This window comes from Mesocryomonas lacus (genome assembly GCF_055730135.2).
The window spans coordinates 1-25,063 of the sequence record NZ_JBUZWE020000002.1; the positions used below are offsets into that span (position 1 = coordinate 1).

21 protein-coding genes are annotated in these 25,063 nt (G+C 68.9%); 16 read left to right on the forward strand and 5 right to left on the reverse strand.

Annotated features, from left to right (window positions below):
* From kdpB to ACZLZY_RS02985, 10 genes are all read left to right on the forward strand, one after another.
* Positions 1-1,336: potassium-transporting ATPase subunit KdpB (kdpB, locus tag ACZLZY_RS02940; protein WP_472931954.1), on the forward strand; the 1,336-nt coding region annotated here is incomplete at its 5' end.
* 224 nt (positions 1,337-1,560) lie between these two features.
* Complete coding sequence (kdpC, locus tag ACZLZY_RS02945) at positions 1,561-2,133, forward strand: potassium-transporting ATPase subunit KdpC (protein ID WP_472931955.1); 573 nt, start codon at positions 1,561-1,563, stop codon at positions 2,131-2,133.
* Between the two features lie 9 nt (positions 2,134-2,142).
* Positions 2,143-4,908, forward strand: a complete 2,766-nt coding sequence (locus ACZLZY_RS02950) for a DUF4118 domain-containing protein (RefSeq protein ID WP_472931956.1) — start codon at positions 2,143-2,145, stop codon at positions 4,906-4,908.
* Complete coding sequence (locus ACZLZY_RS02955) at positions 4,905-5,591, forward strand: response regulator (RefSeq protein WP_472931957.1); 687 nt, start codon at positions 4,905-4,907, stop codon at positions 5,589-5,591. Before ACZLZY_RS02950 ends, ACZLZY_RS02955 begins: the two co-directional genes overlap by 4 nt.
* Positions 5,592-5,716: 125 nt before the next feature.
* Positions 5,717-7,426: an HAD family hydrolase gene (locus ACZLZY_RS02960; RefSeq protein WP_472931958.1), complete on the forward strand. Its 1,710-nt coding sequence runs from the start codon at positions 5,717-5,719 to the stop codon at positions 7,424-7,426.
* A gap of 46 nt (positions 7,427-7,472) precedes the next feature.
* Entirely contained in the window at positions 7,473-8,129 is a 657-nt protein-coding gene (locus tag ACZLZY_RS02965) for a CBS domain-containing protein (RefSeq protein WP_472931959.1), read from the forward strand.
* 152 nt (positions 8,130-8,281) lie between these two features.
* On the forward strand, positions 8,282-8,470 hold the full coding sequence (locus ACZLZY_RS02970) for a hypothetical protein (RefSeq protein WP_472931960.1): 189 nt from the start codon (positions 8,282-8,284) through the stop codon (positions 8,468-8,470).
* An 82-nt stretch (positions 8,471-8,552) separates the two neighbouring features.
* Complete coding sequence (locus ACZLZY_RS02975; RefSeq protein ID WP_472931961.1) at positions 8,553-10,958, forward strand: phosphoketolase family protein; 2,406 nt, start codon at positions 8,553-8,555, stop codon at positions 10,956-10,958.
* Positions 10,959-10,971: 13 nt separating this feature from the next.
* Positions 10,972-12,147: an acetate/propionate family kinase gene (locus ACZLZY_RS02980; protein WP_472931962.1), complete on the forward strand. Its 1,176-nt coding sequence runs from the start codon at positions 10,972-10,974 to the stop codon at positions 12,145-12,147.
* Between the two features lie 259 nt (positions 12,148-12,406).
* On the forward strand, positions 12,407-12,892 hold the full coding sequence (locus ACZLZY_RS02985) for a PRC-barrel domain-containing protein (RefSeq protein ID WP_472931963.1): 486 nt from the start codon (positions 12,407-12,409) through the stop codon (positions 12,890-12,892).
* A gap of 77 nt (positions 12,893-12,969) precedes the next feature.
* On the opposite strand, the gene ACZLZY_RS02990 is transcribed toward ACZLZY_RS02985, so the two are convergent.
* Positions 12,970-13,869 carry a universal stress protein gene (locus ACZLZY_RS02990; protein ID WP_472931964.1) on the reverse strand — a complete coding sequence of 300 codons (900 nt, stop codon included), beginning with the start codon at positions 13,867-13,869 and terminating at the stop codon, positions 12,970-12,972.
* A 436-nt stretch (positions 13,870-14,305) separates the two neighbouring features.
* Between ACZLZY_RS02990 and ACZLZY_RS02995 the strand changes: the two genes are divergently transcribed.
* Positions 14,306-14,908 carry a Crp/Fnr family transcriptional regulator gene (locus tag ACZLZY_RS02995; RefSeq protein WP_472931965.1) on the forward strand — a complete coding sequence of 201 codons (603 nt, stop codon included), beginning with the start codon at positions 14,306-14,308 and terminating at the stop codon, positions 14,906-14,908.
* Here the strand turns inward: ACZLZY_RS02995 and ACZLZY_RS03000 are convergent.
* Together ACZLZY_RS03000 and chrA are read right to left on the reverse strand one after the other, a co-directional pair.
* Positions 14,890-15,468, reverse strand: coding sequence for a hemerythrin domain-containing protein (locus tag ACZLZY_RS03000; RefSeq protein ID WP_472931966.1), 579 nt, complete (start codon positions 15,466-15,468; stop codon positions 14,890-14,892). The two genes, ACZLZY_RS02995 and ACZLZY_RS03000, sit on opposite strands and share 19 nt — an antisense overlap.
* Positions 15,469-15,672: 204 nt before the next feature.
* Complete coding sequence (gene chrA / locus ACZLZY_RS03005) at positions 15,673-16,893, reverse strand: chromate efflux transporter (RefSeq protein ID WP_472931967.1); 1,221 nt, start codon at positions 16,891-16,893, stop codon at positions 15,673-15,675.
* A 276-nt stretch (positions 16,894-17,169) separates the two neighbouring features.
* Here chrA and ACZLZY_RS03010 point away from each other — a divergent pair, with 276 nt between their 5' ends.
* From ACZLZY_RS03010 to ACZLZY_RS03020, 3 genes are all read left to right on the forward strand, one after another.
* Positions 17,170-17,502, forward strand: coding sequence for a hypothetical protein (locus ACZLZY_RS03010; protein WP_472931968.1), 333 nt, complete (start codon positions 17,170-17,172; stop codon positions 17,500-17,502).
* A gap of 103 nt (positions 17,503-17,605) precedes the next feature.
* Positions 17,606-17,788, forward strand: coding sequence for a hypothetical protein (locus tag ACZLZY_RS03015; protein ID WP_472931969.1), 183 nt, complete (start codon positions 17,606-17,608; stop codon positions 17,786-17,788).
* 152 nt (positions 17,789-17,940) lie between these two features.
* Positions 17,941-18,177: a helix-turn-helix domain-containing protein gene (locus tag ACZLZY_RS03020; protein ID WP_472931970.1), complete on the forward strand. Its 237-nt coding sequence runs from the start codon at positions 17,941-17,943 to the stop codon at positions 18,175-18,177.
* A 99-nt stretch (positions 18,178-18,276) separates the two neighbouring features.
* Here the strand turns inward: ACZLZY_RS03020 and ACZLZY_RS03025 are convergent, their stop codons facing one another.
* A complete protein-coding gene (locus tag ACZLZY_RS03025) occupies positions 18,277-19,503 on the reverse strand; it encodes a YeeE/YedE family protein (RefSeq protein WP_472931971.1) in 1,227 nt (408 codons plus the stop codon).
* 240 nt (positions 19,504-19,743) lie between these two features.
* Positions 19,744-21,810: a maltose alpha-D-glucosyltransferase gene (gene treS, locus ACZLZY_RS03030; RefSeq protein WP_472931972.1), complete on the reverse strand. Its 2,067-nt coding sequence runs from the start codon at positions 21,808-21,810 to the stop codon at positions 19,744-19,746.
* Between the two features lie 204 nt (positions 21,811-22,014).
* On the opposite strand from treS, the gene ACZLZY_RS03035 reads away from it, so the two are divergent.
* Entirely contained in the window at positions 22,015-23,091 is a 1,077-nt protein-coding gene (locus ACZLZY_RS03035) for a DUF2218 domain-containing protein (protein WP_472931973.1), read from the forward strand.
* 135 nt (positions 23,092-23,226) lie between these two features.
* Positions 23,227-24,954: an ABC transporter ATP-binding protein gene (locus tag ACZLZY_RS03040; protein WP_472931974.1), complete on the forward strand. Its 1,728-nt coding sequence runs from the start codon at positions 23,227-23,229 to the stop codon at positions 24,952-24,954.
* The last annotated feature ends 109 nt before the right edge of the window (positions 24,955-25,063 follow it).

Here is a 25,063-nt window from a genome sequence, read left to right on the forward strand (position 1 = left end):
GGGCCTCGGCCGCTATGCCGGCGCCATCGTGCCGGTGCCGATCCTCGTGGCGCTCCTCGTCACGCTGATCCCGACGACCATCGGCGGCCTGCTCTCGGCCATCGGCATTGCCGGCATGGACCGGTTGATGCGCCACAACGTGCTTGCCATGTCCGGCCGCGCGGTGGAGGCGGCGGGTGACGTCGACACGCTGCTGCTCGACAAGACCGGCACCATCACTTTCGGCAACCGCATGGCGTCCGAGATCGTCGCGGTGCCGGGCGTCGGCGATGCGGAGGCTGCGGCCGCCGCGGTGCAGGCGAGCCTTGCCGACGAGACCGCGGAGGGCCGCTCCATCCTGACGCTCGCCCGCGAAAAATACGGCGTCGACGTGCCCGCCACCCCGGAGGCGGGCGCCGCGTTCATCGAGTTCTCCGCCGCAACCCGTCTCTCCGGCGTCGACGTCGGCGGGCGGCAGCTTCGCAAGGGATCGATCGACGCGATCCGCAAGTTCGTAGCGGATGCCGGAAACCGGGGCGCCGAGCCTGCCGCCTTCACCCAGGCGGTCGAGCGCATCGCCCGCTCCGGCGGCACGCCGCTCGGCCTTTGCGAGGGCGCGCGCCTGCTCGGCGTCATCCACCTCAAGGACGTCGTCAAGCCTGGCATCAAGGAGCGTTTCGCCGAGCTCCGGCGCATGGGCATCCGCACCGTCATGGTGACGGGCGACAACCCAGTGACCGCCGCGGCGATCGCCTCGGAGGCCGGCGTCGACGACTTCATCGCCGAGGCGACGCCGCAGGACAAGCTGAACTACATCCGCAACGAGCAGCGGCAGGGCCGGCTCGTCGCCATGTGCGGCGACGGCACCAACGACGCCCCGGCGCTCGCGCAGGCCGATGTCGGCGTCGCCATGCAGACCGGAACGCAAGCCGCCCGCGAGGCCGGCAACATGGTCGACCTCGATAGCGACCCGACCAAGCTGATCGAGGTGGTCGGCATCGGCAAGCAATTGCTGATGACCCGCGGCGCGCTGACGACCTTCTCGATCGCCAACGACGTCGCGAAGTACTTCGCGATCATCCCGGCGCTGTTCATCGCGGCGATCCCCGAGCTCGGCCTCCTCAACGTCATGGGCCTCGCCTCGCCGGAAAGCGCGATCCTCTCGGCGGTGATTTTTAACGCGCTGGTCATCGTCGCGCTGATCCCGCTGGCGCTGAAGGGGGTGAAGTACACGCCCGGCGACGCCGGCTCGATCCTGCGCCGCAACCTCCTGATCTACGGCCTCGGCGGCATTCTCGTGCCGTTTGTGGGCATCAAGCTGATCGACATGGTCGTGGCGGGGCTGGGCCTGGTGTAGCGCAGCGGCGGCGCGTTTTCCGTCGAGGCCGCAGCGCGCCTTTTGCCAAGTTTGCGGCGCGCACCCCCCTCTGCCCTGCCGGGCATCTCCCCCTCAGGTGGGGAGATCAGCGGCTGCGGCCTCGGCGACTATCGATCTCCCCACCTGAGGGGGAGATGGGCGGCAGCCCAGAGGGGGGCGAACCGCACCAACCTCGCTTCAGTCCAAATCCCAAAGGAACTTCGATGCTCTCCCAACTTCGCCCCGCCTTGACGCTTCTCGTCCTCCTCGCCGCGCTCACCGGCATTGCCTATCCCGTCGCCATGACCGGGGCCGCCGGAGTCATCTTCCCCGATCAGGCGAACGGCAGCCTCGTCCTGCGCGACGGAAAAGTGGTCGGCTCCCGCCTGATCGGCCAGGCCTTCACCCGCCCGGAATATTTCAAGCCGCGCCCGTCCGCCGCCGGCACCGGCTATGACGCCAGCGCCTCCTCCGGCACCAATCTCGCGCCGACCTCCGCCAAGCTTGCCGAGCGCCTGAAGACCGACGCCGCCGCCCTCCGCGCGTCAGGGATCGCCGGCCCGATCCCGGCCGATGCGATCACCACCTCCGGCAGCGGCCTCGACCCCGACATCTCGCCGGCCTTCGCGATGGCGCAAGTTGCCGGTGTCGCCAGCGCCCGCGGCATGACGCCGGCAGCAGTCGAAACGCTGGTGGCCCAAAACACGACGGGGCGCACCCTCGGCATCCTCGGCGAGCCCCGCGTCAACGTGCTCGCCCTCAACCTCGCGCTCGACCGGGAAGTGCCAAAGCCGTAAGGCAGAGCCATGAGTGCCGACCAACCCTTGCGGGCCTCGCCCGATGCGCTGATTGCCGCCGCCGAGCGCGAGGGACGGGGAAGCTTGCGCATCTTCCTCGGGGCGGCACCGGGGGTCGGCAAGACCTATGCGATGCTGCAGGCGGCGAAGGCGGCGCGGGCCGATGGCGCCGACGTGGTGGTCGGTCTCGTCGAGACGCATGGCCGCGCGGAGACCGAGGCGATGGTCGCCGGGCTCGACGTCATCGCCAAGAAGGGCGTGCCCTATCGCGGCCGCCTGGTTCCCGAGTTCGACGTCGACGCCGCGCTGGCGCGGCGCCCGGCGCTGCTGCTGGTCGACGAATACGCGCATTCGAACGTTCCCGGCAGCCGGCACCCGAAGCGCTGGCAGGACGTGCGCGATCTCTTGGCCGCCGGGATCGACGTCTGGACGACGCTGAACATCCAGCACGTCGAGAGCCTCAACGACGTCGTCCAGCGCATCACCGGCGTCCGGGTGCGCGAGACCGTCCCGGACACCGCGCTGGAGAAGGCGGACGAGATCATCCTCGTCGACTTGCCCTCGGACGAGCTCCTGAAGCGCCTCGCGGACGGCAAGATCTACGTCGAGGACACCGCGCAGCGCGCCATCCAGAGCTTCTTCAAGCCTGGCAACCTGCGGGCGCTGCGCGAGCTGGCGCTGCGCCGCGTCGCCGCGCATGTCGACACCGACCTCCTGGAGCGGATGCAAGGCGGCGCGATCGAGGGTCCCTGGGCGGCCGGCGAGAAGATCCTCGTCTGCGTCGGGCCGAACAAGATGGCCGAGCGCGTGGTGCGCCAAGCCAAGCGCCTCGCCGACCTCCTCGACGCGCCGTTCATGGCGGTGACGATCGAGCGGCCGGGCGTCAGCGTCCCCGCCGAGGCGCGGCGGCTTCTGCAGGCGGGCATGCACCTTGCCGAGAGCCTCGGGGCGGAGACCCGGTCACTGGTCGCCGACGACCTGCCGGCCGAACTCCTGCGCACCGCGCGGTTCGAGAACGTCACCCAGATCGTCATCGGCCAGGCCCGCGGCGCCGGCGCCCTCGGCTGGTTCCGCCGCAACCTTGCCGACGCGCTGACCCACCAGGCGCGGGGCATCGCCATCCACATCGTCACCGCCGAGGCGGTGGACGGCACGCCGGCGGCGCGGTTCACCGTCCCGCCTTTCGGCGAGATCCGCGGCTACGGCGTCGCAGCCGTCGGCGTCGCGCTCGCCACCCTCGTCGGGCAAGGCCTGTCGCGGGTGATCGCGCTGCCGAACATGTCGATGTTCTACCTCATCGCCGTGGTCATCCCGGCCTTCCGCTTCGGCGTCTGGCCTGCGGTGTTCGCCTCGGGGCTCGCCTTTCTCGCCTACAACTTCTTCTTCATCGCCCCGACCTTCTCGTTCACCGTCGCCCGGCCGCACGAGGTGGTGACGCTGCTGATCTTCCTTGGCATCGCCGCCGCCATGTCGGCGATCGCCGGGCAGACGCGCGAGCAGGCGAAGGCGACCGTCCGGCTCACCCGCGCGACGCGGCGGCTCTACGAGTTCACCCGCCGGCTGTCGGCTTTGGCCGGCGAGCAGGCGGTGGCGGATGCGGCGGTGGCCGAGGTCCACGCCGCCACCAACCGGGCGACGGTGATCCTGCTCGTGCCGGCCGAAAGCGAAGGCGGCGCGCGCGGCCGGGTGCAGGTTGCCGGCGAGGCGGATGAAGGCGTCGGCGATCCGGCGGCGGACGCGCTGGCGATCGCCGCGGCTTGGCCGCCGGAGGACCGGCTGGACACCGCCTCGATGACCGCCGCGCACTGGGCGCTGCTGCACGACGAGAACGCCGGCGCCGATACCGGCACCTTGCCGAACGCGCCCTGGCTGTTCGTGCCGCTGCGGGTGCCCGGCCGCCGCGTCGGCGTGCTCGGCGTCGAGCGCGCCCCGGCCGACGCGGCGCTCGACGGCGAGGCGATGGTGCTGGTCGAGACGCTGGCCGAGCAGACCGCCGCCGCGCTCGCCCGCACCGCCCTGTCGACGGAGGTGGCGACGGCGCGCACGGCCGCCGAGACCGAGCGCGTGCGCAACATCCTCCTCGCCTCGATCAGCCATGATTTCCGCACGCCGCTCGCCTCGGTGCTGGGCGCGGCGACGAGCCTCATCGAATATGGTGGCCAGATCTCGCCGGAGGGGCAGAGGGACCTGCTCGTCCAGATGCGCGAGGAGGCCGAGCACCTCGACGGCATGGTCCGCAACCTCCTGTCGATGACCCGGCTGGAGGCCGGCGGCCTCGACATCCGGCGCGACTGGCTGGACGCGGAGGAGGCGGTGCACCGGGCGGTCGCGCTCGCCCGCAAACGCGGGGCGCCGCAGCACTTCACCGTCGCCATCGCCCCCGATTTGCCGCTGATCTTCGCCGACCAGAGCCTCATCGACCAAGTGCTGGCGAACGTCATCGGCAATGCCGTGCGCTATTCCGGGCCGGCGGCGACGATTGCGCTGTCGGTGCGCACGGCGTCGGACGCCCTGGAGATCGAGATCGCCGACGACGGCCCGGGCATTGCCGCCGAGGTCTTGCCGCATGTCTTCGAGAAATTCGTCCGGGCGGCATCGAGCGGCGCCGACGGCGGCGAGGGCTCCGGTCTGGGTCTTGCCATCACCAAGGGCATCGTCGAGGCGCATGGCGGCACGGTCGATGCCGCCAGCCCGCCGGCCGGCCAGCCCCGGGGCGCGTCCTTCCTCATCCGCTTACCCATCCGCCTGTCCCCCTCCGAAGGATCCATGCCGTGATCGGTGCCACCATTCTCGTCGTCGACGACGAACCCGCCATCCACCGCTTCCTGACCCCGGCGCTCGAGGCCAACGGCTTCGTGCCGCTGCGCGCCGATACCGCGGCGCAAGGGCTGGCCATGGTCGCCAGCCGCAAGCCCGCCGTCGTCGTCCTCGACCTCGGCCTGCCCGACATGGACGGGGCGGAGGTGATCCGGCGGCTGCGGGGGTGGACGGATGTGCCGATCATCGTCCTCTCCGCGCGCGACCGGGAGAGCACCAAGGTCGAGGCGCTGGATCTCGGCGCCGACGACTTCGTCAGCAAGCCCTTCGGCGTCGGCGAACTGATGGCACGGATCCGCGCGACGATCCGCAGCCAGATGCAGGCCAAGGGCGAAACCTCGGTCCTGAAGCACGGCGAGATCGAGATCGACCTCCCCCGCCACCGCGTGCTGAGGTCCGGCGCCGAGGTCAAGCTGACGCCGAAGGAGTTCGACCTCCTGTCGCTGCTGGTCCGCCATTCCGGCAAGGTGGTCACCCACCGCCACATCCTGCACGAGGTCTGGGGCGCCCCGCACGAGAACGACACGCCGTATCTCCGCGTCTATATCGGCCAGCTGCGCGCCAAGCTCGAAGCCGACCCGGCCAACCCGGTGCTGATCCTGACCGAGCCGGGCGTCGGCTATCGCGCGGGCGAGGCATAACGCCAAACCCCGGCCGTTCCGCTGGCGAAAAGCCGGACCGCTTGACCTGAATCAACATCCCCAACGCCGCTCTGCGGCAATAAGGAAGGGCGCTTCAGCAGTTCCGTTTCGGGAGCTCGAGACCCTTGTACTTCCTCGCACTGGCGGCAGACTTTGATGGAACCCTCGCCACCGACGGCGTGGTGGCGCCAGCGACGCTCGATGCCCTGCGGCGGCTGAAGGCCAGCGGGCGGCGCCTGATCCTGGTCACCGGCCGCGAGCTGCCACCGCTGCAGGCAGCGTTCGCCGGGATCGACCTCTTCGACCGCGTCGTCGCCGAGAACGGCGCGCTCATCTACGATCCCGCCACGGGACACGAGCGGCTGCTCGCCGAGCCGGCCTCGCCCGCCTTCCTCGACGCGTTGGCCGGGCGCAATGTCGGAAACGTCTCCGTCGGGCGCTGCATCGTCGCTGCCTGGGAGCCGCACCAAGGCGCCATCCTCGAGACCATCCACCGGCTCGGCCTCGAGCTGCAGGTGATCTTCAACAAGGGGGCGGTGATGGTCCTGCCGTCGGGGGTCAACAAGGCGAGCGGCCTTCGCGCCGCGCTGCAGGACCTTGCGCTGTCGTTCCACAATGTGGTGGCGGTCGGTGATGCCGAGAACGATCACGCCTTCCTGCGCGAATGCGGCTGCGCCGCCGTGGTCGCAAACGCCTTGCCGTCGGTGAAGGCGGAGGCCGACATCGTGCTGCAGGGCGATCATGGCGCCGGGGTGGCCGAGCTCATCGACCGGATGATCGACGACGAAGCCAGCCTCGTTACGCCGCAGAGGCAGGCGCTCCGGCTTGGGACGGACCGGGCGGGCGCGGACGTTCCGCTGTTCGCCGCGGGCGGCAGCCTGTTGATCGCGGGCGCCTCGGGCAGCGGCAAGTCGAAGCTGTCGAGCGCCCTCATCGAGCAGATGGTCGAGCGCCGCTTCGAGTTCTGCGTCGTCGATCCCGAGGGCGACTATGGCGGGATGGTGGGCGCCGTCGGCGTCGGCGACGTCACCACCCCGCCGGCGGCCGCAGAGGCAATCGCGATCTTGCACGACGGCAGCCTCAACCTCATCGTCAACACCCAAGCGCTCAGCCTCGCCCGGCGCTCGGCGCTGCTGCGCGATCTCCTGCGGCAGACCTCGGCGCTCCGGGCGCAAACGGGCCGGCCGCATTGGGTGCTGATCGACGAGGCCCATCAAGCCCTCTCTGGACCCGAGGCGAGCGGCGTCTGCGAGCCGCTCGAAACGCTGCCCGCGGCAATCCTCGTGACCCTCTTTCCGGACGCGCTCTGCCCGGCGGCGCTGGCGAGCGTCGCGGCGATTTTTGCGCTGGGACCCGATACCGTCGGCGCGCTCAAAGCCTTCGCCCGGCTGTCCGCAGCTGTGCCGCCCGAGGCCTGGCCCGACCTCGCACCGGGCGAGGGCCTTTACTGGGCACCAAGGTCCGGCGTGGCGCCGAAAGCGGTTCGCGCCGCCGTACCCCGCCACGACCACCGGCGGCATGCGGGCAAATACGCGCTTGGCGACGTGGGCCTCTGCCGAAGCTTCTACTTTCGGGGGCCCGACAAGCGCTACAATTTGCCGGCGCGCAACCTGCAGCAGTTCCTCGACATCGGCGATGCCGTCGACGATCGGACCTGGCTGCATCACTTGGCGTGCGGCGATTACGGGCGCTGGTTTCGCGACGTGATCAAGGACGACGGTCTCGCCGGTGAAGCGGAAGCGTTGCGTGGCGAGGGGCGGGCCGATGCGGCAAGGGCCCGCCGCCAGCTTCGCCGGGCGGTCTGCCGCCGCTACGCTTCGCCGATCACAGGGTAAGCCGACCGCCATGACCAGATCACCGAACCGACAAGGGAGCACAGCGATGAAGGCCAGCGATATCATGAGCCATAATCCGGTGACGGTGTCGCCCGACCATGCCGTCCGGCATGCGACGCAGATCATGCTCGAACACAAGATCAGCGGGCTTCCCGTGGTCGACGATGCCGGCCGGGTCGTCGGGATCCTCACCGAAGGGGACCTCCTCAGCCGCAGCGAACTCGGCATCGCCGCGCTCGCCGACGCCGATCGCAAGAGCGCCGCCGTGGCGCGGCACTATGTGAAGGCGAACGGCTGGCGGGTTGGCGACGTGATGCGCAAGGATCCGATCGTCGTCGACGTGGAGACGCCGGTCAGCCGCATCGCCGAGCTGATGGCGCTGCATGCGATCAAGCGCGTTCCAGTTCTCCTCGATGGGCGCCTCGTCGGCATCGTCAGCCGCGCGGATCTCCTGCCGCTCATCGCGGCGGCGGGGCTCGGCGACATGGCGCCCGGCGAGGCGGCCCTCCGCTGCGGTGTCCTCGCCCGGCTGCGCGAGACCGAATGTCTCGCCGGCGCCGACATCACGGCGACCCTCTCGAACGGCGTGGTGCATCTCTGGGGGGACGCGCCGTCGCGCGAGGCGGTCGAGGCGGCCCGCGTCGTCGTCGAGACCATTCGCGGCGTCGAGGGCGTGGCGAGCCATCTGGCGGTGAAGCCGTAGCGCCGGCTTCCATCATCGGGAACACCGCGTCTTTGCCCGCAGGCAGGCCTGGTGCCGTGGCAGCGGCCAAAAACGCGCGCGGCCTTGCGCTGGATCAAAGCCGCCGCCGGCCTTCTCAGGCCAAGTCGTGGCGAGAAGCGGAGGAGATCGCCATGTCAGCCGATGACAGAGCCAGCGACGCCCAAGACGTCGCCGAAGACATCCTCGATGCCGTCGAGGATGGGGAAGCCCGGTTGAAGTTCGGCATCGAGCGTCTCGGCCGCCGTCTGTGGTCCCGTCTGGCCGGGCTGGCGAGGGCCTTGCGCCGCAGCCCGAAGCGCCGGGCGCGGCGGCCTTTCTGAAAGATGCCCCGCCGGGCTTCGTCCGGCGCGGTCCCAGCGCTGCCGCCCGCGTGCTCCCATCCGATCGAAGGACATCCCCCGCATGATTGCCGAAACCTTTCCGGGCGCCGATGAGCTCGCGCTGCTCGACCGATACTGGCGGGCGGCCAACTACCTGTCCGTCGGCCAGATTTACCTTCTCGACAACCCGTTGCTGCTGGCGCCGCTGCGGCCCGAGCACATCAAGCCGCGGCTGCTTGGCCACTGGGGCACGACGCCCGGGCTGAACTTCGTCTATGCCCATCTCAACCGGGTCATCCGGGAGCGCGACGTCTCGGTGCTCTACGTCTGCGGCCCTGGCCATGGCGGCCCGGGAATGGTGGCGAACACCTATCTCGAGGGCAGCTACAGCGAGGTCTATCCCGACATCAGCCAGGATGCGGCGGGTCTGCAGCGTCTGTTTCGGCAGTTCTCGTTTCCCGGCGGCATTCCGAGCCATGTCGCGCCGGAGACGCCGGGGTCGATCCATGAGGGCGGCGAGCTCGGCTATGCGCTGCTGCATGCCTATGGTGCGGCCTTCGACAATCCCGGCCTCGTCGTCGCTTGCGTCGTCGGCGACGGGGAGGCCGAGACCGGGCCGACGGCCGCCTCCTGGCATTCCAACAAGTTCCTCAACCCGGCGCGGGACGGCGCGGTGCTGCCGATCCTGCACCTCAACGGCTACAAGATCGCCGGGCCGACCGTTCTCGGGCGGATGGCGGACGGGGAACTGACCGACCTCTTCCGCGGCTACGGGCACGAGCCGATCTTCGTCGAGGGGAGCGACCCCATGCCCATGCACGTCGCCATGGCCGCGGCGATGGACCGGTGCTTTGCCGAGATCGCCGCGATCCAGCGCGACTGGCGCGAGGGCGCCGCGCGCACCCGCCCGCGCTGGCCGATGATCATCCTGCGCAGCCCGAAAGGCTGGACCGGCCCGGCCGAGGTCGACGGCAAGCGGGTCGAGGGGTTCTGGCGGGCGCACCAGGTGCCGATCGCCGATCCGAGGACCAATCCGGCCCATCTGGAGCAGCTCGAGGCTTGGATGCGCAGCTATCAGCCAGAGACCTTGTTCGATCGCCAAGGGCGCCTCGATCCGGCGCTGGCAGCGCTCGCGCCGACCGGCGAACGGCGGATGGGGATGGTGCCGCAGGCCAATGGTGGAGTTCTCCGCCGCGCGCTCCTGCTGCCGGACATCGCCGACTTCGCCCTGGAGACCGGTCTGCCCGGCTCGACGACGGCCGGCGGGACGATGGCGCTCGGCCGCTACCTCCAGCGGACCATCGAGCTCAACGCGGAGACTGCCAACTTTCGCCTTTTCGGCCCCGACGAGACCGCCTCCAACCGGCTCGGCGCCGTGTTCGAGGCGACCGACCGGGCCTGGATGGAGGGTGTCGAGCTCTACGACGTCGCGCTGTCGGCGGACGGGCGGGTGATGGAGGTCCTCAGCGAACACCTCTGCCAGGGCTGGCTCGAAGGCTATCTCCTGACCGGACGGCACGGCCTGTTCTCGTGCTACGAGGCCTTCATCCACATCATCGACTCGATGTTCAACCAGCACGCCAAATGGCTGAAGGTTACGCGAAAACTGCCGTGGCGCCGCCCGATCGCGTCGCTCAACTACCTCCTGACCTCGCATGTCTGGCGGCAGGACCATAACGGCTTCAGCCACCAGGATCCGGGCTTCATCGACCTCGTCGCCAACAAGAAGGCGGACACGGTGCGGATCTACCTGCCGCCGGATGCCAACAGCCTGCTCTGGGTCGCCGACCACTGCCTGAAGACCTATGACCGGGTGAACGTCATCGTCGCCGGCAAGCAGCCGGCGCCGCAATACCTGTCGCTGGCCGAGACGCGAACGCATTGCGCGGCCGGCATCGGTCTTTGGCCCTGGGCAGGCACCGACGAGACCGGACTGGAGCCGGATCTCGTGATGGCCTGCGCCGGCGACGTGCCGACGCTCGAGGCGCTGGCCGCGACCGGCCTTCTCCGGCAGGCCTTGCCGAACTTGCGCATCCGCTTCGTCAACGTCGTCGACCTGCTGGCGCTGCAATCGCCCGACCAGCACCCGCACGGTCTTTCCGATGCCGATTTCGACGCGCTGTTCACCCGCGACAAGCCCGTCGTCTTCGCCTTCCACGGCTATCCGCAGCTGATCCACCGCCTGACCTACAAGCGCAGGAACCATGGCAACTTCCATGTCCGGGGCTTCATCGAGGAGGGCACGACGACCACGCCCTTCGACATGGTGGTGCTGAACGAGATTGACCGCTTCCACCTCGCCATCGAGGCGATCGAGCGGGTGCCGGGGCTGAACGAGAGTGCGGCGGCGGTGAAGCAAGGGTTCCGCGACCGGCTGGCCGAGCACAAGCGCTACATCGCCGAACACGGCGAGGACATGCCGGACATCCGCAACTGGGGCTGGTCCGCCCCGGCAGGCGCCGAGACGGGCGCGGCGGGAGGCGCCTGATGGCGGCCGGTCGATGACGGCGGGATGCGTCCTGGCGATCAACAGCGGCTCGTCGAGCATCAAGTTCGCGCTGTTCGAGAGCGGCATGCCGGAGGCGGTCCTCCTCGCCCGCGGGACGCTGCACGACGCTGCCCGCTGCGGCTTCACGGCAGTGGATGCGGCGGGCACGGTCCTCGTCAAGACCGAGAGCCCGGCGGAAACGGCGCCGGCGGCGCTGTTTGCCGGCTTGCTCGACTGGATCGACGCGTTCTGCGGGCCCGGCCGGCTGGTGGCCGTCGGCCACCGCATCGTCCATGGCGGGGCGGCGTTCTGCGACCCGGTGGTGCTGACCCCGGCCTGTCTGGAGCCGCTGGACCGCCTGACCCCGCTGGCGCCGCTGCACCAGCCGCGGTGCCTGCTGCCGGTCCGGCTGATCGCCGCGCTGCGGCCGGACCTCGTCCAGGTCGGCTGCTTCGACACCGCCTTCCACCGCACCATCGGCGCGACCGCCCGGCGCTACGCCTTGCCGTGGCGCTTCGAGGCGGAGGAGGGCATCCGCAAATACGGCTTCCACGGCCTCTCCTACGCGCACATCGCCGAGCGCCTGGCGGCGATGGGCGAGGGGGCATCGCGGACGGTCGTCGCCCATCTCGGCAGCGGGGCCAGCCTCTGCGCGCTCGCGAACGGCGAGAGCCAGGACACCAGCATGGGCTTCAGCGTGCTCGACGGGCTGCCGATGGCGACCCGCTGCGGCTCGGTCGACCCCGGCGCCATCCTCTATCTGCAGCGCCATCTCGGCCTGAGCGCCCAAGCGCTCGAGGATATCTTCTACCACCAGTCGGGGCTGCTCGGGGTTTCCGGCATCTCGGGCGACCTGCGGGACCTCGTGGACAGCGGGGATCCGCGGGCGATCGCCGCAATAGAGCTGTTCGTCCACCATGTGTCGGGGCAAGTGGCGCTGATGGCGAACACGCTCGGCGGCATAGACCAGCTGGTCTTCACCGGCGGGATCGGCGAGCACCAGGCGACGGTGCGCTCCGGCGTCTGCGCGCGGCTCTCCTGGCTCGGGATCGGGCTCGACGCCTCGGCGAACGAGCGCAGCGCGCCGTGCATTTCGGCCGGCGGCAGCCGCGTGAGCGTCCTCGTCATCCCGGCCGACGAGGAGCGGGTGATCGCGCGGCAGGCATTGGCCGTCCAGCAGGGTTCCTAAGGGCCTGCAAGGCTCGACCGCCGCGGCTCAAGGGCGAAAAGCGCCTGCGGCGCATGGCTTTGGGACTATCGATATGTCCCTAGGGAAGTTGCGGAAGGGATAGCTGGCGGCGATCCGGTGGCCATTGAAACAGCGGCCTTGCCATCGCCTTTCCGGCTGAAGAGATCGTCGTTTTCGAGGAACCGATGGCGGGCGAGATGCTTTGAGATGCCATGACAAGGTGTCGCACCCAGCGACGCCTCCTCACGAAAGGCATATCATGAAGACCCTCATCCTCGCCGCCGGTATCGCAACGCTTCTCGGTGGTGCCGCCATCGCGCAGACCGCCACCCCGGCTGCCCCTGCCACGACCAGCACGACCACGGCGACCACCACCACCGGCTCCGACACGCCCGTCACCGGCGCGTTCTACACCCTGCCGGCCCCCGCCGCTGCCGGCGCGATGCCGATGAGCCACCTCGCCAGCGACCTGATGGACCTCGACGTCTACGGCGCGAACAACGAGAAGATCGGCGAGATCGACGATCTCGTGGTCAACTCGGACGGCTCGGTCGCAGCGGCTGTCGTCGAAGTCGGCGGCTTCCTCGGCCTTGGCGAGAAGGACGTCCTCGTGAACTTCTCCGCCCTGCAGATGACCATGGACGGCGACAAGATGCGCGTCGCCGTGCCTGAGTTCACCAAGGAGACGCTGACCTCGGCGCCGGACGTCGATCTCGACACCGTGTTCCCCGACCACGACGACTGATCGCACGTCGGTTTCAGACGAAAGGCGTCGCTCCTCCGGGAGCGGCGCCTTTTTCGTATCAGCCGGAGGTGGCGGCGTCAGTGCGCCATCAGCACCGGCAGCGGGCTGGCGGTCAGGAGATCGCGGGTCATGCCGCCGAGGATGAACTCCCGCAGACGGGAGCGTCCATAGGCGCCGATGACGATCATGTCGGCGTCGACCACGACGGCCTCGTTGAGAAGGCCGGCCGAGGCATCGGGCCATTCCGGCAGATGCCGCACCTCCACCGTGATGCCGTGGCGCGAAAGGTGCCGCGCCATGTCGGCCGCAGGCTCGCGCAGGTTCTCGTCGCGGCTGTCTGACTCCGCCACCGACACCAGGTAGACCCGCTCGGCGCGCTGCAGCAGCGGCAAGGCTGCGGCGATGGCACGGGCGCATTCGCGCATGTCGCGCCAGCCGATCAGGATCGCCTTCATCTCGCCCGGCCGGGTTGCCGTCGGCGGTACCGCAAGGACCGGTGTCCCCGCGCTGAACAGGGCCGCCTCCAGAAGATCCGCCCAGCCCTCGCCCTCGCCATAGGGGCGCCCGACCACCACGAGGTCCACCGAGCGGGCGAGCGTCGTCATGCCGGCGTTCAGTTCGTGCCGCATGCCGTCGGTTCGGATGAAGTCGGTCGTGGCATCGATCCGGTCGAGGCGCTGGCGGGCCTGCTGCTCCGCCGCGTCCGCGGCCTTGCCGTCCGCCTCCCAGAAGTCGTAGGCGATGCCCTCGCCGCCGAGGCCGAGCGCCAGCATCGTGCTTGGGATCTCATGCGTGAAGACGCCGCGGACATGGGCGCCGAACGCCGTCGCCACCGTTTCGGCCAGCACGATGTTTCGCTCATCCTGGGCCGACCCGTCGAGATGCACGAGCAGGTCCATGATGGCGCCACTGGGCGCCGCGATCATCACGGCGTTGCCGGCAGGCTCGGCCGCCTTGGCCATGGCAGGAGCGTTCATGGGAAATCCTCCATCTGGCGGCACTCTGCCGCGATGAAGCCAGCATGCCCTTTTCCCGCCAGCCGGGATTGATCTCCGTCAACGCCGCGGTGGATTGGTCGAGGCGTCGGTCCCGACGGAAGCGGGAATTACTTACGAGGTTAACTACCGATATCGGGCATTCGGCTTTCACCGGTCGGCAAGCCGGACTAAGATGGCGTCTGCACCCACAGGAATTCCCGGCCCCGTCGAGCGGCCCCGTCGAGCGGATCGCCGCGCGTTGACGGAACGGTCCGCTGGAGCTCTTTTCCGCGAGGTTTGCCCAATGCCAACGACCCTATCTCCGGTAGCCCGAGCGGCGGGCGAAGACCTGCCTCTGGGCTGTGTCGGTTGTGAGTCCCGCACGCTCGGCATTTGCGGTGCGCTCGGGGGCAGCGAACTGTCCGAGCTGTCGCAGATGTCGCAGCGCCGCAGCATCCCGGCGGGCAGCCGGATCGGGCGGGGGAGTTCGCGGAGCGACACTTTCGGCGTCGTTCTCAGCGGCGCGGTCAGCCTGTCCAAGAGCTTGCCCGATGGTCGACACCAGATCGTCGCCTTGCAGTTCGCCCCGAGCTTCATCGGAAGGCCGTTCCGGGAAACCGAGGACACCGAGCTGAATGCCTCAGGCCAGGTGAGGATCTGCGCCTTCCCGCGCGGGCGGTTCGAAACCATGCTCTCGCACAACCGGGCGCTCGAGCACCGCGTCCTGACGGAAACCCTGAACCAGCTGGACGACAGCCGCGACTGGCTGATCGCGCTCGGCCGCAAGACCGCGATCGAACGCGTCGCGACCTATCTGGAAATGCTGGCCTCGCATGCCCGCCTGGCCCCGGCAGGCGGCTCGGCCGAGATCGCGATGCCGCTCTCGCGCGGCGAGATCGCCGATTTCCTCGGCCTGACGATCGAGACGGTCTCGCGCAAGATGACCGAGCTGCGCAAGATGGGCGTCATCGCCTTCCAGTCCGCGGCGTCGATCCGCATCCTGTCGGCATCAAGCCTGCGTCAGGTGTCCGGAAACTGAAACTGAAAGGGCGCGCCTGTGTCGGTCCCGGCCGGCCAGCCGGCGCCGGGGCCGCTGGTGAGCGCGGCCAAAAGGACTGCCTGGTCTTCCGCCGTGAACGCCTCCGCCGCCTGCGGGAACAGCACCTCGATCTCGCGGGCCTCGTGCCGGCGGATGGCCATGAAGAAGGCGCGCAACTGGTAGGAGACGAGGTCGATCTCCTGGCGCGAGCAGCCTTCCGCCAACCGCTTCAGGCTGACGACGAGATCGAGCGCTGCGTCCCTGTCCTCGACATGCTCGAAGCAGGAGGTGCCGATGCTGGTCGCGATCGTGGTCGAGGACCCCAGCCGGCGCCGGAGCAACGGGAAGAAGGCGGATTCCTCGAGCGCCTGGAGCGGACCGATGAGGGTGGTGATCGCCCAGGCCGCCTCGAGGCAGGCCTGCGGCCGGATCGCCGGCAAGGCGTCCGCCAGCGCCTCCAGGAGATCGCAGAGCCCCCGTTGTCGCCGGTGCAACAGACGGAGCCTGTCGAGCGGGGACGGCTCTCCGGCGAGACTGACGATGGCAAGGTCCGAATGCATCCGCGTCCCCATGGGTTCGACGCGGGGCTCATTGTCCCGGCAATGCCGGGCGATGGTGCGCACGGGCGTCCAGAGGGCGACGCTAGTCCCCGCGGCCGACGGCCGGGTTGATCGAGATCAAGCCGTGTCCGCAAATCGCAGCGCCGTGGCCGCGCGTGATCCGCCCGGGGTGGCTTCTGGGCAGGGCACGCCACGACGGCCTGCTCACAGCAACAGCCAGCCGGCCGCTCCGGCCCCGATCACCACCGCCCAGGCCGGCGCCTTCCACGCGGCCAGCGCCACGAAGGCGATGGCGGCGATCACCAAGGCTTCGCGCGAGGTGATGCCCTCGGTGAAGACGGGATCGTAGAGGGCGGCGGCGAGGATGCCGACGACGGCGGCATTCACCCCTGCCAGCGCTCGCACCGCCGCGGGCGTCGAGCGCAGGCGCTGCCAGAAGGGCAAGGCGCCGACGAGCAGTAGGACGGCGGGGGCGAAGATGGCGACGAGGGCGACGAGGGCGAGAAGCGGTCCCCCGGCGACGGCGCCGAGATAGGCCGCGAAGGCAAAGAGAGGCCCAGGCATGGCCTGCGTCGCGCCATAGCCGGCAAGGAAGGCGTCGCGGCTGACCAGCGCGGTATCGACGGTCGCCGACTGGAGCAAGGGCAGCACGACATGCCCGCCGCCGAACACCAGCGCCCCGGATCGGTAGAAGCTGTCGGCCAGCGCAAACAGGACGCTGCCCTCTGCAGCAGCCACCAGCGGCATGGCGAAGAGCAGCCCGGCGAAGATCGCCAGCGCCATCACCGCGGTCCTGCGGCCGACGGGCACCGAAAGGGCGGGCTCATTCGCCTCGGCTGCGGCCGTCGTCGGCGCGGGGGTGAGCCAGGTCGATCCCGCGGCAGCGCCGAGCGCGATCGCCGCGATCTGCGACCAGGCGGTGGGAAAGAGGGTGGTGATCGCCAGCCCTGCGACGGCGATGCTCGCGCGCTCCCGGCCGGCGGCGAGCGTCTGCGCCATGCCGAGGACGGCATGGGCGACGATGGCGACCGCCGCCGCCTTCAGCCCGTCGAGCCAGCCGCCGCCGAAAGCCGCGCGCAAGGGCGCCTCGGCATAGGCGAAGGCGACGAGCAGCAAGGCGGTTGGAAGCGTGAAGCCGATCCACGCCGCAGCCATCCCGGCATAGCCGGCGCGGTGCAGCCCGATCGCCATGCCGACCTGGCTGGAGGAGGGGCCGGGCAGGAACTGGCAGAGCGCGACGAGGTCGGCATAGGCCCGGTCGGACATCCAGCGGCGGCGCGTCACGAAGGCATCGCGGAAATAGCCGAGATGGGCGACCGGCCCGCCGAAGGATGTCAGGCCAAGCCCGAGGAAGATCGTGAAAACCTCCCGCGCCGAACCCGGTGCGGCAAGCCCCTCCGGCTGGGCTGATCGGTCTGTCGTCATCTCGGTCGGCTCCAGGGCTGATGCTGGCGGGACGGGCTGGCGCAGGCTCCCTACCTTCTGTCGATGCCTTTAGCATGAACCCCATCGCCGCGCCGGGCGCCGTCGTGCGACAGGGCGCCGGTTGCGGACCGGCCGTATCGTCCGCAGGCTCAAGCGGGCAGGCGACTGTCCAGCGGCGGATCGCACGGAAAAACAAAGGCTTGAACGTGGAATGGGCGACCCGCTCGGAACCGTCTGTTCGCCGCCGCCCTTCTCCCCTGAAACAGGGAGAGAGACATGAGCCGGATCCCCGACGATCGTACCGACGATGCCCCCCGCTTCGAGGGCGACCGCATCCACGACAACCACCAGCAGCCGGGCTCGTTGACCGAAGGAAGCGCTCCGGCGCGGCCTGTAGGGCGCGACGAGGCTGTGGTCGATGCCGAGTTCAGCGGCCTCGATAATGATCTGGTCGACATGGGCCAGTTCGGCGACGAGACCGATGAGGGGCTTGGCGACGCCGGCACCATCCAGCCGGACATGCCCCGGCAGCCCGACGTTCCCGGTGGCCAACAGCGCCCGCCGGGTGTCGGCGAGAAGAGGGACCCGTCGCGGGACGACGGCCTCTAAATTCTTCACCGCTTCCGCCGAGCCGTATCAACGGCGCGAACACTGACATCTTTCTTGCGGCCGCCCGCGATGCGGGCGGCGCAGGGAACCCAGGAGCACTTTCATGTCCGATACACATGCCAAGACCCCGAACAAAGGCGGTGCCGGTTCCGATCATCCGGACGCTGACGGCAAGCCGAAAGACACGGCCGAGGTTGGTGCAGACGCCGCCGTGCAAGAGGAGATCGAGGAAACCGATGGCGCCGAGGACGAGAAGCTCGACCACGCGGTCGAAGCACTCGACTGAGCGCGGTCGACCAGGACCCCGGCGCCGACGGAGGAGCGCATGCGAGCGGTAGCCACGACGCTTTCAAGGAAGGATCCGGCGCTGCAGGCGCAGAGGGATGGGACGGCTCCGAACCCATTCCTGGCGGAAACTTTGTGCAGGGAGGGGCGGAATTGAACGAGAAATTCGAAGTGCCGCTGGAGGCGGCGGCGGCGATAGAGGCAGGCGTATCGCCCCCTCTGGCTTTTCGCGAGGCGGGGGCGATAAGCCCGAGCGATCTCGGCCAATCGACGAATATCTCCGCCGAACGCCTTCTTCAGATCGAGGAAGGCGCCGTCGCGACCGAGAGCGAACTGCGCGACCTCAGCCAGGCGCTGGGGGTTCCGCTTCAGCATTTGGCCGTGCGCTGATACATGCGCCCCCTTTGTGCCGGGCCAGACGCGCGTCTTCTGCGGCAGCCAGGGCTCAACGGGAAGTGGATGGTACCGCGACGGTGCCGCGCTGCTTCTTCAAGCAGGGCCGGCAGCCGCAGCGGATGTCGCTGGCGTCGTGAAGAACAGAGGGCGAAGTTTGACGCCGAGCACATTGCCGGCGAAGGCGGCGACGGCCCAGAGCCAGCCGTGCAGGCTGCCGGAAGCGATGCCGGAGAAATAGGCGCCGATGTTGCAGCCATAGGCGATGCGCGCGCCGTAGCCGAGCATCAGTCCGCCGATCACGGCCGCGACGACGGAGCGAAGCGGGATGCGCAGGCTCGGGGCAAAGCGCCCCGCCAGCGCCGCCGCCAGCATCGCGCCGGCGATGATGCCGAAATCCATCACCGAGGTGACATCGGCAAAGACGGTCTGACTGAGGGCTTTCGCGTTGCCGGGGGTCTGCCAGTAGGCCCAGGCGGCGGGATTAAAGCCCATGAGCTCAGCGCCCTTGGCGCCCCAGAGGGCGAAGGCGGAGGTGATACCCCAAGGGCGTCCGGATAGCGCCAGCGTCGCAAAGTTCAGCAGCGCCAGAACGATCGCGCCTGCCACCATCGGCCAGGGACCGCGGAGATAGCGCGACAGGCCGTGGCGCGGCGAGGGTGGGGCCTCCTCCAGCGTGCCATTGCGGCGTTTTTCGATGACGATGGTCAGTCCTGCGATCGCGGCAAAGAGCGCCAGCGAGACGGCAATGCCGAGGGGCGCTCCAAGTGAGACCAGCGTCACCGGCTGGAAGGACGGTAGCGCGACCCACCAGTCGAAATGGACCGTGGCGAGCACCGAGCCGACGACAAAGAAGAACAGCGTCACCAGCATGCGGGCATTGCCGCCGCCGGCGGTGAAGAGCGTGCCGGACGCGCAGCCGCCGCCGAGCTGCATGCCGAGGCCGAACATGAAAGCGCCGATGACGACGGAGAGGCTGAGCGGCTGGACGAGGCCGGTGACCGGGTTGCCGAACAGCGTGCCGGCGCTGAGGGCCGGGAAGAACAGCACGACGGCGACGGCCAGGAGGACCATCTGCGCTCGCAATCCCCGTCCCCGGCCTTCCAGGATGAAGGCGCGCCATGCCGCGGTGAAGCCGAAGGAGGCGTGATAGAGCGCGATCCCGAGCCCGCCGCCGACCAGGAACAAGGCACCGTGGGACGGTCCGAAGGCGACGCCGAGCGCTAGCGTCCCCACGAGGAGGACAGCGAGCGAGGTGATACCCGCGGAACCAAGGGGAGAGGACACCGCGGTGCGCGGCGTGGCTATTGGCAGCGTAGACATGGCGACTCCTCGGCTGACCCGGAGATAGGCCGATGTCGTGGACCTCGCCAAGCATCAGGTTCCAAAGACTGGTGGGATCGGGGTATTCTGTTCGGGCGGAACCGAAGGCGTACCGGCGGGCAGGCTGGTGCGCACGCCCGCATTCTCAGCAGATGGCCCTTTTTGTGACCTGACAGCGCCCGGCAGGGCCGGGCTCGCTGGGCATTGCGGCGGCTTCCTTGGGAAGCCGCCGCTTATCACTTACAGGGTCGGAAGCGAGCCGACGATGCGCAGCGACAGGCCCTCATAGGGCTCCAGCGAGATGTGCAGCATGCCGTCTTCGCCGAGATCGCCTTCGACCGTCTCGGCGATCATGTCGACCACAGGTCCGGAACCGACATTGGCGAGGACAATGGTCTCTTCGATCGGCTCGGCGCTAAAGTTCAACGCGGTGATCTGCGTCCCGCGGCCGTTCGGCAGTTCGTGCACCATGATGAGGAGGCCCGGCGCGACGACGTCGGGGATCGACACCTGCTTGGCCGCGGCCAGTCCATAGGATTCGCGCACGGACAGGATGTGCTTCAGCTGCGAGGCAAACGAGTCCGGCCGCTGCAACTGGTCGGTCAGCGAACCGTAGAGCGAACGCGCCCTCGGCATGCCGCCGGACGAGACAGTCGCCTCCGGGTCAGCACCGACGAGATCGTAGCCGCCGCGCTCGATCCAGCGCGTATCGCCATCGCCCATCAGATGCTCCACCTCGCTCGCATCGAGCGGCAGCGCGCCGACGAGATCCCAGCCGGAGAGCGCGAAGACGCCCGGCTGGTAGGCGTTGTACATGGCCAGAAGAATATGGATCTTCTGGATCTGCGCCACCTGCTCGTCGGAGATCTCCGAGATATCGTCCATGCCTAGCGCCGCGGTGATGATGCTTGCCGTGGTGCAGGAGATGCCGTTGGTGACGAAGCGCAGATTGTAGGGCGCCGCCGGACCGCTGAGCTTCTGGTACATGGTCTCGCGCAGATGCGTGCGCAGCGTCCGTCCTTGCCAGGTCTGGCCCTGGAAGGTGTAGATGTCGTTGGCGTGCAGCGTCCAGAAGTGGACAAGCTCGGTCGTCAGCTCGTCATGGTTCTGCAGCGCGTGGATCAGCGAGGCGGGATCGATCCCGAACTCGTGCACCATGCGCAGCATCATCCGCAGGAACTCGGTATCCCCCGTCAGAAGCGCATGCTGGTAGGCGGGGCGGGTGATGAAGTCGTAGGAGAGATCCGCGCCGCCCTTCGACATCGAGGCGATGTCGTCGACGGTGAGGTTGAGTTCCTGGAACGAGAAGCCGCCGGCCTTGCGGATCATGCCGGCGAGCAGCTGATTGCCGACCATCGACAGCGGATGGCTCTCTGACCAGGCCGGGCCTTCCGCGCGGCGCTCGACGCCGAGGAAGCCGTTGGCGTCGAGGCGCAGGCCGCGGGCGCCCATCTGGTCGATCGAATGCAGCGCGTCGCCGATGATCATCTGCTGGGCGGCAAAGGACGGATCGAGCCAGTTGAGGCTCGGCTGGCCTTCCTTGAAATAATGCAGGTAGACCCAGCGGCGGACAGTGCCGTCGACGCCGGTAATCTGGCCGGTGGCGCTCCAGTCGGTTTCCTTGACGCCAGGCTCGAAGAAGATCACGCGCTGAAGCTGGCCGACAATGTAGCCCTTGTCGCGCAGGAGATCGACGGTCGCCGGGTCGAGATTGACCGCGTCGCGACCTTCCGGCAGCTCGGGCAGATGCTCCCAGTCGGCCTCTGAAATCTCGACCATGTGGTAGAGGCCGGGATAGGTGGTATGGCCCATTTCGGCGAGGCGGAAGTCGGCGCCTTTGCCGGTGTGGGCGGGAACGACGTCGTCGATGACGACCGAGTTGTGGGCTGCCGCCGTGCGGCCGATCGCCACGAACTCGTCATGCGTGCCATAGGCGGGGTCGAGGTCCCAGCCGATGCGGTCGAAATTGCCGTCGACGGTCGGCGTGTAGCGGCCGTTCTTCCAGCCGCCGGCGCGCTTCATCGGCCCGGTATGGATGCCGCGAACGCCGATCGAGGACAGCGCCGACCAGAGCTTCGCATCGCCCAGCGTCTTCAGAACGGAGTCGCCCTCGCGCGTAATGATCGCGCCGGGATAGGCGGTGAACCAGACCGGCGCGACCGCCGAGGCGATGCGGGGACGGGTCTCGGCATAGGGTCTCTGCCAGAACCGACCCTTGCCGCCATAGGTCTCGGCGCGGCTGCGCGCCTGATGCAGCATCGACATCTCGACGAGGGCGTCGACCGAGTCCGGGGATGGTTTCATCATGAAGAGGTTCCGTTTGCGGGAAATCCGGGGGGTAACGCGTGCGCCGCGGTATGTTTCCGAATTGCATCGCTTTTGCGCCCGCCAGGGCCGATTCCGGCGCCTAAAAGCGCAGCTTTCGCCTTCAAACTTGACAATAATAGTCATGAATTATAGCCGGAAGGGTCGGCGCCTCTGTCGCTCCGCCGGAACGGAAGGCTTTTCCGCATGCTGACTGCCTGCTCGTCGATCCCCCTCTACGACGGTGGCCATGTCCTCGACCTCTTCTGCGATCACATGCGCGGGCATGGCGAGGTCGAGCAGGCGCTGGGGACCGCGACGATCCGGCTCGACTACGGCCGCGCGGACCTTGCCATCTCCGGCGATGGTCTCGACGTCGTCGTCTCGGCGTCGGATGCGACCGGCCTTTCCTATATGAAGATGGGTGTCGTCCATCACGTCCGCGCCTTTGCCGCGCCGCAGACGCCCGACATCGGCTGGCGCGGCGACGGGACGAGCGAGACGGTGCCGGCCTTCTTTCGCGAGATGCGCGTCGTCGACGCCTTCTACGTTTCCCCGCACATGCGCCGCGTGGTGCTGGCAGGAGAGCGGCTCGAGCGGTTTGCCGAGGGCGGCCTGCACGTGCGGCTGATCTTTCCGCCGAAAGGCCGCGCGCTGGTCTGGCCACGCCTTGGGGCCGACGGCTGCCCGGTCTGGCCGGAGGGCGAGAATGCCGTGACCGCGCGGGTCTATACGCTCCGCCACGTCGATCTCGAGGCCGGCGAAGTCTCTATCGACATCTTCCGCCATGACGGCGACGCGACGCCGGGGTCGGACTTCGCGTTGACGGCGCGGGCGGGCGACCGTGTCGGCATGACCGGGCCAGGCGGCGGCAGCGTGCCGGATGCTTCCTCGCTGCTGCTCCTCGGCGACGAGACCGCGCTGCCGGCGATCGCCCGCATCCTCGCGGCGCTGCCGGCCAGCGCCACGGCGCGGGCGGTGATCGAGGTCGGCAGCGCGGAAGATCGGCAGCCGATGCCCTCGGCGGCATCGGTCAGGCTCGAATGGCTGTGCCGCGGGGTGGGCCAGCCGGGCGGCACCGGCCGTCTCGCCGACGTCCTCGACCGTCTTGCGCCGGAGGACCTTTTGCCGGACACCTTCGTCTGGGCCGGCTGCGAGTTCGAGGATTTCCGCCGAATGCGCCGCCGCCTGCGCTCGGACTGGAAACTGCCGCGTGACAGGCACCTCGTCGTCGCCTATTGGCGCAAGGGCGCAGCGGGCGACGCGGCCCGCGCCGACGCCTGAGGCGGGCGGCGCCGCCCACCGCACGCCCACCGCACGCGCGCCGCCCTTCCGCTCCGCCATCGCGAACGGCGCATGACCTGCCGCTTCGCCGAAACGAACCGTCCGTGCCAGCGGCCGGTCAGGACAGGATTTTCGATGCTCTCCCGCTTTTTCGCCTACTACGCCCCCTGGCGCGGCCTGTTCCTGCTCGACTTCGGCTGCGCCGTCGTCGCTGGCCTCCTGGAACTCGGCTTCCCCATCGCGGTGAAGCTGTTCGTCGACGATCTCCTGCCCAGCGGCGATCTGGCACTGATCCTCGTCGCCTCGGCGGGCCTCCTCCTCGTCTACATCCTCAATACCGGGCTGATGGCGGTGGTCGGATATTGGGGCCACATGCTCGGCATCAACATCGAGACGGAGATGCGTCGGCGCGCCTTCGACCATCTGCAGAAGCTTTCTTTCGGCTACTTCGACAACCAGAAGACCGGCCATCTTGTCGGCCGGCTGACCAAGGATCTCGAGGAGATCGGCGAGGTCGCCCATCACGGGCCGGAGGACCTGTTCATCGCGGTGATGACCTTCATCGGCGCCTTCGTCCTGATGGTCACGGTGCATGTGGAACTCGCGCTGATCACCGCCGTCATCGTGCCCTTCGGCACCTGGCTGACGACCCGCTATGGCGGGCGGATGACCAAGACCTGGCATGCGATCTACGGCTCCGTCGCCGACTTCAACGCCCGGATCGAGGAGAATGTCGGCGGCATCCGCGTGGTGAAATCCTTTGCCAACGAGGACCACGAGCGGGCGCTATTCGCCGTCAACAATGCAGGCTACCGCGCCCGCAAGCTCGACGCCTACCGCATCATCACCGCCAGCCAGTCGCTGAACTATTTGTCGATGCGGCTGACGCAGGTGATCGTCATGGTCGCCGGCACCTGGTTCGTCATCTCCGGTGATCTCAGCATCGGCGGCTTCATCGGCTTCCTGCTTCTCGTCAACGTCTTCTTCCGCCCGGTGGAGAAGATCGCCGCGGTGCTGGAGAGCTATCCGAAGGGCATTGCGGGCTTTCGCCGCTACACCGAATTCCTCGATACCGTGCCGGATATCGTCGACCGGCCGGGCGCCGTCGCGCCATCGGCGCTGCGCGGCGACATCGCCTTCCGCGGCGTGCATTTTGCCTATGCCAGGGGCCGTCCGGTGCTCGACGGCATCGACTTCCACGTCGCGCCCGGCGAGACCGTCGCCTTCGTCGGCCCGTCCGGCGCCGGCAAGACGACGATCTGCTCGCTGGTGCCGCGCTTCTACGACGTGACGGCAGGGACCATCCTCGTCGACGGCATCGACATCCGCGACATGCAGCTTGCCGCGTTGCGGCGTCATATCGGCGTCGTCCAGCAGGACGTCTTCCTGTTCGGCGGCACGGTGCGCGAGAACATCGCCTATGGCCGGCTCGACGCCAGCGAGGCGGAGATCGTCGCCGCCGTCGACAAGGCGCACCTCACCGCGACGCTCGCAGCGCTGCCGGACGGTCTCGACACCGTGATCGGCGAGCGCGGCGTAAAACTTTCAGGCGGGCAGAAGCAGCGGTTGTCGATCGCCCGCATGTTCCTGAAGGATCCGGAAGTGCTGATCCTCGACGAGGCGACCTCGGCGCTCGATACCGAGACCGAGCGGGCGATCCAGGCCTCGCTCGCCGAACTCGCGCGCGGCCGCACGACGCTGATCATCGCCCACCGCCTGTCCACCATCCGCCACGCCGACCGCATCGTCGTGATCGCCGACGGGCGGATCGTCGAGGAAGGCCCGCACGCCGCGCTGCTCGCCCGTGGCGGGGCCTATGCCCGGCTGATCGGGGCGCAGGACGGGATTCTCGCGGCGGAGTAGCGCGGCGCCGAGGACACAGAAAAGCAGCGGCTAGGGTTTCGCCCGCCGCTGCCGAAATGGATGGATGCGGGTCGGCACTGCGGGCTGCATCTCTACGGCGCGCAGTGCC